Annotated in this window: 11 protein-coding genes; 6 read left to right on the top strand and 5 right to left on the bottom strand. The window is 56.7% G+C overall.

Annotation, left to right across the window (positions count from 1 at the left end; genetic code table 11):
- The first annotated feature begins 118 nt into the window (after positions 1–118).
- A complete protein-coding gene (locus tag ACW81B_RS12860) occupies positions 119–733 on the top strand; it encodes a TetR/AcrR family transcriptional regulator (RefSeq protein ID WP_491580621.1) in 615 nt (204 codons plus the stop codon).
- Here the strand turns inward: ACW81B_RS12860 and ACW81B_RS12865 are convergent.
- Entirely contained in the window at positions 712–1,263 is a 552-nt protein-coding gene (locus tag ACW81B_RS12865; protein ID WP_491580622.1) for a pseudouridine synthase, read from the bottom strand. The two genes, ACW81B_RS12860 and ACW81B_RS12865, sit on opposite strands and share 22 nt — an antisense overlap.
- Positions 1,260–3,653 carry an endopeptidase La gene (lon, locus tag ACW81B_RS12870; RefSeq protein ID WP_491580623.1) on the bottom strand — a complete coding sequence of 798 codons (2,394 nt, stop codon included), beginning with the start codon at positions 3,651–3,653 and terminating at the stop codon, positions 1,260–1,262. Before lon ends, ACW81B_RS12865 begins: the two co-directional genes overlap by 4 nt.
- Before the next feature lie 498 nt (positions 3,654–4,151).
- Here lon and ppnN point away from each other — a divergent pair, with 498 nt between their 5' ends.
- Complete coding sequence (gene ppnN / locus ACW81B_RS12875) at positions 4,152–5,522, top strand: nucleotide 5'-monophosphate nucleosidase PpnN (RefSeq protein ID WP_491580624.1); 1,371 nt, start codon at positions 4,152–4,154, stop codon at positions 5,520–5,522.
- Positions 5,523–5,532: 10 nt separating this feature from the next.
- Positions 5,533–6,054: a disulfide bond formation protein B gene (locus ACW81B_RS12880; protein ID WP_491580625.1), complete on the top strand. Its 522-nt coding sequence runs from the start codon at positions 5,533–5,535 to the stop codon at positions 6,052–6,054.
- Here ACW81B_RS12880 and ACW81B_RS12885 read toward each other — a convergent pair.
- Genes ACW81B_RS12885 through ACW81B_RS12895 form a run of 3 tightly spaced genes read right to left on the bottom strand, consistent with a single transcriptional unit; the run spans position 6,051 to position 7,258 of the window.
- Complete coding sequence (locus tag ACW81B_RS12885; RefSeq protein ID WP_491580626.1) at positions 6,051–6,434, bottom strand: glutaredoxin family protein; 384 nt, start codon at positions 6,432–6,434, stop codon at positions 6,051–6,053. The two genes, ACW81B_RS12880 and ACW81B_RS12885, sit on opposite strands and share 4 nt — an antisense overlap.
- A gap of 8 nt (positions 6,435–6,442) precedes the next feature.
- Positions 6,443–6,574, bottom strand: coding sequence for a hypothetical protein (locus ACW81B_RS12890; protein ID WP_491580627.1), 132 nt, complete (start codon positions 6,572–6,574; stop codon positions 6,443–6,445).
- A gap of 3 nt (positions 6,575–6,577) precedes the next feature.
- Positions 6,578–7,258, bottom strand: a complete 681-nt coding sequence (locus ACW81B_RS12895; RefSeq protein WP_491580628.1) for a flagellar brake protein — start codon at positions 7,256–7,258, stop codon at positions 6,578–6,580.
- Between the two features lie 296 nt (positions 7,259–7,554).
- On the opposite strand from ACW81B_RS12895, the gene ACW81B_RS12900 reads away from it, so the two are divergent.
- The 3 genes from ACW81B_RS12900 to ACW81B_RS12910 all read left to right on the top strand — a co-directional run bounded on the left by ACW81B_RS12900 (position 7,555) and on the right by ACW81B_RS12910 (position 10,547).
- A complete protein-coding gene (locus ACW81B_RS12900; protein ID WP_491580629.1) occupies positions 7,555–7,776 on the top strand; it encodes an RND transporter in 222 nt (73 codons plus the stop codon).
- Positions 7,777–7,826: 50 nt separating this feature from the next.
- Complete coding sequence (gene recQ, locus ACW81B_RS12905) at positions 7,827–9,668, top strand: DNA helicase RecQ (RefSeq protein ID WP_491580630.1); 1,842 nt, start codon at positions 7,827–7,829, stop codon at positions 9,666–9,668.
- A gap of 63 nt (positions 9,669–9,731) precedes the next feature.
- Positions 9,732–10,547 (top strand): class I SAM-dependent methyltransferase, encoded by an 816-nt coding sequence (locus ACW81B_RS12910; protein ID WP_491580631.1) that lies wholly within the window; start codon positions 9,732–9,734, stop codon positions 10,545–10,547.
- Positions 10,548–10,737 lie beyond the last annotated feature (190 nt).

Genomic DNA, 10,737 nt, shown 5'->3' on the forward strand with positions numbered 1-10,737 from the left:
TTTACTCTTTTTATCAGCCGGCGGGGTTTTTGCTTTGTGGCCGCCCCCCCGGGTGCCTTCGCGGGGGCCCCCCCCACACCCCGTTTGTCCGGGTACATTACATGGGGTGGGGAAGGGATTGGCCAAACGACTCAAGGCATCCGAACGCAAGGCAGCCATACTTGCCGTGGCGAAAGTGCTGTTTTCCGACAAGGGGTATCACGGCGTGTCTGTCGACGAGATTGCACGCCGCGTCGGGGTGAGTCCTGCCATTCTGTATCGTCACTTCCCCTCCAAGGAAGCCCTGTACGAGGAAGTCCTGAACCAGATTGCCTGCAAACGTGAAAGCTATGTCGAGGCCGTTGTACAAAGCGACGGCAGCTTCAGCGAAGTGCTGCGCATGATCACGCGTCGTTATGTGGAGAGTGTGTCGCATGACCCGGATTACCTGCGCATGGAGTTACAGAGTGCACTGGAAGGCAGCGATGCCACCCGCCAGTTTTTTGAAAACCGCTGGCGCCCGTTTACCGACTATATTGAAGTCACCATCCGTGAGCTGCTGCCAACCGGTGCCGTGCAACAGACCGATGGCCGGATTGCCGCACTCATGTTTCAGGGTATGTTACGCGAGGCCCTGTATGCCAAGTGCATTTTCCGTACCCCGCGTTACCAGCAACTCGATCTCAATGAATTGACGGACTACCTGGTGACACTGTTCTTTCGTGCGATTGGCTACCGGGAAGAGAGTGCCTGATGGTTGAGCAGGATAAATTCACCGTTGGCAATATTGTCCAGCGTCCAGTCGCCCACCCGGTAGCGTATCAGCCGCAGTGTTGGAAACCCGATATGCGCCGTCATGCGGCGAACCTGCCGGTTACGGCCTTCTCCCAGTGTCAGTCTGATCCAGCGGGTCGGGATATTTTTGCGCTCCCGGATTGGCGGGTTGCGTGGCCAGATGTCCGGTTCATCCATCAGTTCAGCCTGTGCCGGGCGGGCAGGGCCGTCTTTCAGTGTGACACCCTCGCGTAGCGGCTGCAGGTCGGCCTCGGTGGGCTCGCCTTCTACCTGTACCCAGTATTCCTTCGACTTGCCGTATTTCGGGTTGGCGATGCGCTGTTGCAGTTTGCCATCGTCGGTAAGCACCAGCAGGCCTTCGCTGTCATAGTCGAGACGACCGGCGCAGTAGATACCCGGTATGTCGATATAGTCCGCCAGCGTGGCTCTGGCCCCTTCCGTGGTGAACTGTGACAGTACCCGGAAGGGTTTGTTGAACAGTACGATCACTTGTTGAATACGATCGGTACCACGTCATCGAATTTCCCGGCAAAGTGGACCTTCAGGCCTTCACGAATATGCTCGGGAATATCTTCGAAGTCACCGCGGTTGGCGGCGGGCAGGATCAGTTCGCGGATATTCACGCGCCGCGCAGCAATCACTTTTTCCCGGATGCCGCCGACGGGCAGTACCTGCCCGGTCAGTGTCAGTTCACCGGTCATGGCCAGGTTACGTACCGGGCGACGGTTTTTAGCCAGTGACAACAGTGCGCAGGCCATGGTGATGCCGGCACTCGGGCCGTCTTTGGGAGTCGCGCCGGCCGGTACATGCAGATGGATCAGTGAGTTTTCAAAGTAGTCCGGGGATGCGCCCCAGCGCTCGGCATTGGCCAGTACATGACTGTAGGCAATCTCTGCAGACTCGCGCATCACATCACCCAGCTGTCCGGTGAGTTTGAAGCCACGGGTAAAACTGTGAATGCGCGTGGCCTCGATACTCAGGGTGGCGCCACCCATGGCGGTCCACGCCAGGCCGGTAATGACGCCAACGCCGGATATGGGTTTCTCACGGCTGAATACCGGTTTGCCGAGGTATTCCTCAATATCTCTGGCACGAACATGTATCGGTGTTTTCTCTCCCTCAAGAATCTTTACCACGGCCTTGCGTGCAATTTTACCCAGGTATTTTTCCAGTCGCCGTACACCGGCCTCGCGTGCGTAGTCTTCCACGATCTTGCGCAGTGCTGCCTTGTCGATGCGTAACTGCCCGCGCTGTTTCAGGCCATTGCGTTCCAGCTGACGCGGCAGCAGGTGGTGACGTGCAATGTCCATTTTCTCGCTGGCGAGGTAACCGGACAGCTGGATAATCTCCATGCGGTCCAGTAACGGTCCGGGAATGGTGTCGAGCTGGTTGGCCGTACAGATGAACAGCGTTTTTGACAGGTCGAAGGACACGTCCAGATAATGATCGAGAAAATCGCTGTTCTGCTCCGGGTCGAGGACTTCCAGCAGCGCCGAGGCCGGGTCGCCCTGGTAGGAAGCGCCGACCTTGTCGATCTCGTCGAGCATGATGACCGGGTTGGCTGACCGGGTGTCCTTGATCGCCTGGATGAACTTGCCGGGCATGGCGCCCACGTAGGTGCGGCGGTGGCCCTTGATCTCTGCCTCGTCACGCATGCCGCCCAGTGAGAAGCGGAAGAACCTGCGTCCCAGTGTGCGGGCAATGGAACGGCCAAGTGAGGTCTTGCCAACACCGGGCGGACCCACGAACAGAATAATCGAGCCGGACACCTCGCCCTTCATGATGCCTACGCCGATGAATTCCATGATGCGCTGCTTGATATCATCCAGGCCGTCGTGATCCTCGTCGAGAATGCGTCGCGCCTCGCCGAGATCCAGCTGGTCTTTGGTGTGTACGCCCCATGGCAGGCCGGTCAGCCAGTCGAGGTAGTTGCGGGTGGTGGCGTATTCCGGTGAGCCGGTTTCCAGTACCGCGAACTTGTCCATTTCTTCCTTGATACGTTTTTCCGCAGCCTCCGGCAGCGTCAGGGCTTCCAGGCGTTCCCTGAACTTGTCCAGTTCCGCCGTGCGGTCATCCTTGGAAATACCCAGCTCCTTCTGGATGACCTTCATCTGTTCGCGCAGGATGTGTTCGCGCTGGTGTTGCTGCATGTCCTGTTCGACCTGCTTACGGATCTGTGCCTGGGTTTTAACGATTTCCAGTTCCTTGATCAGCAGCGCGTGTACACGTTGCAGGCGTTTCAGCAGATCGACCGCCTCCAGGACTTCCTGCTGTTCGTGTCTGGCCGAGGTGGTCAGGCTGGCGGCAAAATCAGCCAGGTGTGACGGGTCGTTGGGATGGAAATTATCGAGGAACAGCTTGAATTCTTCGCCGTAAATCGGGTTCAGCGGCACCAGCTCCTTGATGGTGTTGATGATGGCGATGGCGTAGGCCTTGATCTCCGGATCTTCGTCGTAGGCCGGCTCGGAGAAATAGCGAACCTGTGCGGTGAAAGGCGCTTGCTTGCCAATCCATTCGGTCACACGGAAACGCTGCATGCCTTCCAGCAATACCTGCAAACGGCCGTCAACGCGACCAATGCGGTGGATGCGTGCTGCAGTACCCATTTTATAGAAGTCATTGACCGTGGCCTGTTCGGCCCGCTCGGTATCGGCCAGCAGCAGCCCGATCACATTGTTCGAGTTTTCCTGCGCCAGTCGAATGGTGGTTTCCCAGGTGTCGGGGTCGATCAGCAGCGGGATAACCTGGCCGGGAAAGAACGGCCGTTCGGTTTGCGGCAGAATCGGGATGGTGCCGGGCAGGGCGTCCTGTGCGCGAATCAGCTCGTTGGCAGCAGAGCCATTTTCATTGATGTAATCGTCTGTTTTCTGTTTGTCCATGGTCTCTTTTCTTGTTGGGTTTCCCGGACTATAGAGGTGGTGTGCGTGCAAGGATAAATCAACCGCGGGAGAAAAGGATTATTACCTTGCAGGTTATCCACAGATTCTGTGGATAACTTTGTGGACTAAGTCGGTCAAAGTGCAGCGAATGCCTGAAAATACGCGTCCAGCGTTAAATCGTGCATTTTTTGATCAATTTTCAATTATTTATATAAAACAGTAAGTAACATGATTTATGTCGATTGGAAATCAAGCGGAGGCCGGTTCGAGCGATGATTTTCTTACCGTTTGATGACACCTGTGCATAAGCAGAGGTCGGTTGAAGGGGCAGCGTGCAGATGTCAAGAGGGTGGACAGGAAAATTTTGCAGCGGATGGCGGGTTTTTCGCCGGCATTTCATTGGCGCATCGGCATGCCGTTCAGTGTCGGCAGGCAACATTCCTGCCGCTAATTGCCGCTATACTCCATGTCCCGGATTAACAGGATAAAAACAACCCAATGGATTACGAAGTCGTTGATGCCCGCATCAGTCCGGAAGGACGTCTGGACGTGTTGTCCAAATCTGAAGTGAATCGCCTGCTCGATACCAGCCAGGGTGGCCTCTACAGCCTGTTCCGCAACTGCTCACTGGCGGTACTCAACTGCGGCAGCTCGCTGGACGACGGAAAGGAGTTGCTGGAACGCTACCCGGATTTTGCCATTCGCATCATCCAGCAGGAGCGCGGTATCAAGCTGGAGGTCACCGGTGCGCCGGCCCATGCCTTCGTCGATGGCGTGATGATCAAGGGTATCAACGAACACCTGTTTGCCGTACTGCGCGATGTGATCTACGTCAGCGACGAAATCGAGGACAATCCGAAGATCAACCTCGATACACCGGATGGTGTGACCAGTGCGGTGTTCCACATACTGCGTAATGCACGCATCCTGGTGCCGCGGGTCGAGCCGAACCTGGTCGTGTGCTGGGGTGGTCACTCCATCAGCCGGGAGGAGTATGACTATTCCAAGGAGGTGGGGTACCAGATGGGATTACGCGGTCTGGATATCTGCACCGGCTGCGGACCGGGGGCGATGAAGGGCCCCATGAAAGGTGCCAATATCGGCCATGCCAAGCAGCGCACCAGTCCGGGTGTCTACCTGGGTATTACCGAACCGGGCATTATCGCGGCGGAATCGCCCAACCCAATCGTCAACAACCTGGTCATCATGCCGGATATCGAAAAACGCCTGGAAGCCTTTGTACGTGTCGGGCACGGTATCGTGGTGTTTCCCGGTGGTGCCGGTACTGCCGAGGAGATCCTGTATTTACTGGGTATTCTGTTGCACCCGGAGAATACCGCGATGCCGTTCCCGCTGATTTTCACCGGCCCCAGGCGTGCGGAAGAATATTTCAGGCGTATCAACCGGTTTATCCTCGATACGCTGGGCATCGAAGCGCAGCAACGCTACAGGATAATTATCGATGACCCGGAGCGCGTGGCGCGTGAAATGGCCGAGGGGATTCGCCAGGTACGTGAATTCCGCAAACAGCACGGCGATGCCTATTATTTCAACTGGATGCTGAAGATAGATTCCGAGTTCCAGAAGCCGTTTGAACCGACACATGAGAACATGCGCTCGCTGGCACTACACAAAAACCAGGACCGGCATGAACTGGCCGCCAACCTGCGCCGTGTGTTTTCCGGCGTGGTAGCGGGTAATGTCAAGGATGAAGGGATACGTTCCATTGAGGAACACGGTCATTTCGAGATTCGCGGTGACGCGGAGATCATGGAGCCCATGGACGAATTGCTGGGTTCATTTGTTGAGCAGCACCGGATGAAGCTGCCCGGCAAGGAATACATTCCCTGTTACCGGATTATCAAATAGGGCAGCTCTTATGCGTGACACACTGTACCGGGTAGCCAGCAGTATGACTTACTGGGCCGCGCTTGTTCTGCTGGCAGTGGCAATGGAAGGTGTGGCGTTGTTCTACCAGTACCGGCTGGACTACTGGCCCTGCGTGCTGTGTATTCATGTGCGGGTGTGGTTGCTGGGCCTGCTGGTTGCCGGTGTCGCGGGATTACTGGCGCGGAAGTTGCGTGGCCTGCTGCTGCTGGCGCAGCTGCTGGTCGTGGTCGTGGGCGCCGGTATGCTGGAGCGTTCACTGCTGCTGCTGGGTACCGAACGCGGGACGATCGAGGGCAGCTGTGCCATGGAATCGGGGCTGCCGGCCTGGTTTGCGCTGGATAAATGGTTCCCGTCCGTGTTTCAGGTAATGGAGCCGTGCGGTTATACCCCGGAACTGCTTTTGGGTGTCACCATGGCAGAAGCGCTGGTGGTGTTCTCCGGTATTTTACTGGCAGTCGGTGTGGTGATGACGTTTACCGTCCTGACCGCAGGCCCGACAAAAACGGATTAGCCGAAGCGTTCGTTCAGGTAATCGATAATCCGCCCGGATTCATACATCCAGGTGACCTGCTCGCCTTCATCAATTCTCAGGCAGGGTACTTTGACTTCGCCGCCACCTTCCAGCAGCGCCTGGCGGTGTTGCGGGTCATTTTGCGCATCCAGCAGCTCGATATTCAGTGACAGCCGCCTCATGGCCTGGCGGGTCCTGATGCAGAACGGGCAGGTGCGAAACTGGTAGATCGCCAGGTTACGGGTGGCTTCGTCTACACGTTGTTGTTCTGCTTCTGTGCGCAGCTTGCCTTTTGGTGCTGTGATCCACTCCCACAACAGCAGAAGCGGGCCGACGATGGCTCGCACCAGTTTGAAAAACATCCGGATAATAATTCTCATGGTCAGGCTCAGGTGGAGATAATGCTGAATTTGCCAGTCTGGTTCATTCGGGTCTGTGCCGGCAGTGTATGCTCAATCCGGCGGAACACCGGGAAGGCCAGCCGCAGGCGTGAAGTGATCAGGGTGCAGTCGTATTCCACAGGCTATTCCGATTGCGCCTTCACAATCTGTTCGTAAACATAGCCATGCAGCGCAAATACATCCTGTTGCGAGGTCAGGTTGAGTTCCAGTCCATGGTAAAAACTGTGCTCGCCGTGCTCTTCGCTGGGTTCAACGTGTACATTGCGGATGATGGCGGGCAGTGACAGCAGTTTTTCGGCATCGGCAAGTTTCACAGCGCAGTTGACCATAACCTTGTCGTCGATATCACCCAGTTGATCACTCGCCACCAGCAGTGCGCCCGATGTACTGATATCCACGATAGTTGCAGATTGCGGTTTGTCGAACTGGAAGTCGGGGTTGGTGTTTTTCAGCGAGGCAAACAGTCTGACACGCACACGCTGCGCCTTGCGGACAGTAATCTGCTCCATCTCGTCGGGGTAGGACAGGTGCAGGTAGGGAAACGGCCGCGAACAGCTGCGCAGCACAGTGGTGGTGAAGCCGACAATACGATTACCCACCATCATGCGGGCCACAAACGGCTGGCCTTCACGGATAATCATCACTTTATCGGCGACCATGGGCGTGGTTACCAGCAGGCTTGCGCCGGGCAGGTAGCCTATCAGATTGACGTGCAGGCGCCGCGAGTCATCGCCGTCACGCGGCTGAAGTTGCAACAGTTCGCCCACCTGGATTTTCAGATCGGTGTGCTCCACGCCGGCCATTGTAAGTTAAAACCTGTTGATTGCAAAAGAAAGATAATGGCATGGTGTAATGGCACCAGGTTAAGCCTTAAATCCCGTCATTCCCGCGCAGGCGGGAATCCAGAAAGCTTGATCAAACCGCCTGGATCCCGGCCTGCGCCGGGATGACAGTGGTGATTTCGACTTAACTTGGTGCCATTCATGGCATGGTGTTTCGAAAAGATGCATCTGTCAGGCACAGGTTCGCGATTTCTGTGTCAGTCGCTATAATCGGCAAGCTTTTAAATATTACGGCGCTGATACCTGGAATACGCTCGATGAGCTGGCTGGACAAAATACCTTTTACCGTGATTGTACCGCTTGCGGTATTTCTTGGTTTTGCACCTTTCGTGCCCGAGCCGCACCTGTGGGAGAAGTTGAAGATGCTGTCCGCGGGTGAGTTGGTTCGCCCTGTCGATATTTTTGACCTGTTCCTGCACGGTACACCACTGGTGCTGATGCTGGCGAAGTTGATGCGTATCTCGCGCCAGGCGGGGTAACGTGTCATTGTGTGACAAAGACCGATAAGCCACGGGCAGGGAGGCCGGAGATGGCAGGACAAAGACAGGGTGTTGCAGGCGCGACGCCACAGGAAACCCTGCAACGGGTGTTTGGCTACAGCCGCTTTCGCGATGACCAGCAGGCGGTCATCGAGGCGCTGATTCACGGCGACGATGCGTTTGTGCTGATGCCTACCGGTGGTGGAAAATCACTTTGTTATCAGTTGCCTGCGTTACATCGCCCGGGTGTCGGGATTGTTGTTTCTCCACTGATCTCACTCATGAAAGACCAGGTGGATGCGTTGCGTGCCAACGGTGTGGCTGCCGCTTTTTATAACTCTTCACTGGTGGTTGAAGACGCGCGCCGGGTGTTGGCGAAGCTGCACGCCGGCGAACTCGACCTGCTGTATATCGCCCCGGAACGTCTGGTGTCCGACGATTTCATGCAGCGCCTGACGGATATTGATATTGCCCTGTTTGCCGTGGATGAAGCGCATTGTGTCTCCCAGTGGGGGCATGACTTCCGGCCTGAGTATGTTCAGCTCGGGCAATTACGACACCGCTTCCCCGGTATTCCCCTGGTGGCGTTGACGGCGACTGCCGATCCGCAGACACGTGAGGATATCGTCCACCAGCTGGGCCTTAAGCGGGCGAAGCGCTATGTCGCCAGTTTTGACCGGCCCAATATCCGTTATACGGTGCTGGACAAACACAAGCCGTTTGACCAGTTGATGCAATTTCTCGACAGTCGCCGGGATGAATCCGGCATTGTCTACGCGTTGTCGCGCAAGCGTGTCGAGGAAGTGGCGGAGAAACTGTGCGAGGCCGGCATCAATGCCGATGCCTATCATGCCGGGTTGCCGGCGGCGCACCGCGTCGATGTGCAGGAACGGTTTCTGCGCGATGATTTGCAGGTGGTGGTCGCGACGGTGGCTTTTGGTATGGGCATAGACAAGCCTGACGTGCGCTTTGTGGCGCACTATGACATGCCGAAACATATCGAAGGTTACTACCAGGAAACCGGCCGCGCCGGTCGTGACGGTCTGCCTTCGGAAGCCATCCTGCTCTACGGCACGCAGGACGTGATGACGGCGCGCCGGCTGGTGGAAGCCAGTGCCAACCCCGAGCAGCGGCGTATCGAATTGCACAAACTCAATGCAATGACCGGTTTTGCAGAAAGCCTGACCTGCCGGCGGCGCGTGTTGCTGGGGTATTTCGGTGAACGGCAGGAACATGAGTGCGGCAATTGCGATGTCTGCCTCAGTCCACCGGAACGCTTTGATGCCACGGACGATGCGCGCAAGGCGTTGTCCTGCGTGTACCGCGTCGGGCAACGTTTCGGGGTAAAGCACGTTGTCGATGTGCTGCGCGGTGCTGATACTGAACGCATCCGCAGTCTCAACCACAAGGCGCTCTCAACCTGGGGTATCGGCACTGACCATAGTGAGCAGGAGTGGATGTCTATCATCCGCCAGTTGATCCATCATGGTTACCTGGTCCAGGACATCGCGGCCTGGTCGGTATTGAAACTGACTGACGCAGCGCGGCCCTTGCTGCGAGGCGAAATCAGCCTTGAACTCGCCCTGCCGCGCATCAAGGCGAAGGCGAAGAAAAAACCGAAAGCCGCACGTGATACCGGGCCCTATGATGAAGCCCTGTTCGAACATTTGCGTGAACTGCGCAAACGCCTGGCAGACGAACAGGGCGTACCGCCCTACATTGTGTTCGGAGATGCCACGCTGATACAAATGGCAGCACTGCGCCCACTGGATGAAGACCAGCTGTTGGCGGTGTCCGGTGTCGGGCAGGCCAAGCTGGAGAAGTATGGCCGGGATTTTCTCGATGCGCTTACAGAATACAGTCTGTCGGCTCTGCCGCCGGCGCCGGTTTGAATGGGTGCGACCTTTCACGCGTTACAGTATGCTGCATTAGCCCGAGGAAAAAAGAGTTTCGCCATGACCGATATCAACAGCGCCTTCACGGGAAACATTCCGGAAAACTACGACCGTTATCTGGGGCCGATGTTTTTCCATTGTTGCGCGGAAGATCTGGCAATGCGCGTTGCAGGGCAGCCTGCGCAGCATGTGCTGGAAGTCGCCGCAGGTACCGGTATTGCAACCCGCGTGATCCGGGATCGTCTGCCGGAACAAACGCGTGTTACAGCCAGCGATCTGAATGCGGATATGCTCAGGCATGCGGAGCAGAAATTTTCATCGGCAAAAAATATTGATTTCCAGGTGGCCGATGCCATGCAATTGCCCTTTGAATCGGCACAGTTCGATGTAGTGGCCTGCCAGTTCGGTATCATGTTCTGTCCGGACAAGGTGCAGGCCTTTCGCGAGGCACACCGTGTGCTCATGCCCGGAGGCCGGCTGTTGTTCAGCGTCTGGGATTCACTGGCGCACAATCCATTGCCGCGTACCGTCAACGAAATCATGGCGGACTTCTTCGAAGGCAACCCGCCTGCCTTTCTTCATGTGCCATTCAGTTACCACGACCAGGCGATGATTCGTGACGATATGACTGAAGCCGGCTTCACAGATGTCGCTTTCACCACGCTGGACGGCGAGTGTGTATTTGCCGATCCGCGCCAGGCGGCGCTGGGTATGGTGACCGGTTCACCGCTAAGGGTCGAAATCGAGCAACGTGGCGATACCCGCCTCGATGATGTGGTAGAAAACGTGGCATCCGGCCTTCGTCGCGCGTTTGGTGAACGTGATTGCCGTGTGCCGATGCGCTGGACGGTGATTTCCACCCGCCTGGCGGACTGATTTGCGGGCCTCCAGCGGTTAATTGGGCGTCAGCCAGGCCAGTCAGCGCAAAATATGCGATAATACCCCGCTTTGGCCTCGCGCCTTTCTGAATCAGCACCTTCGGTACATTATCTTGATCTCTACAGCCAATATCACTATGCAGTTCGGGGCCAAACCCCTGTTTGAAAACATCTCCGTCAAGTTCGGC

It is taken from the genome of Thiogranum sp. (assembly GCF_058323355.1).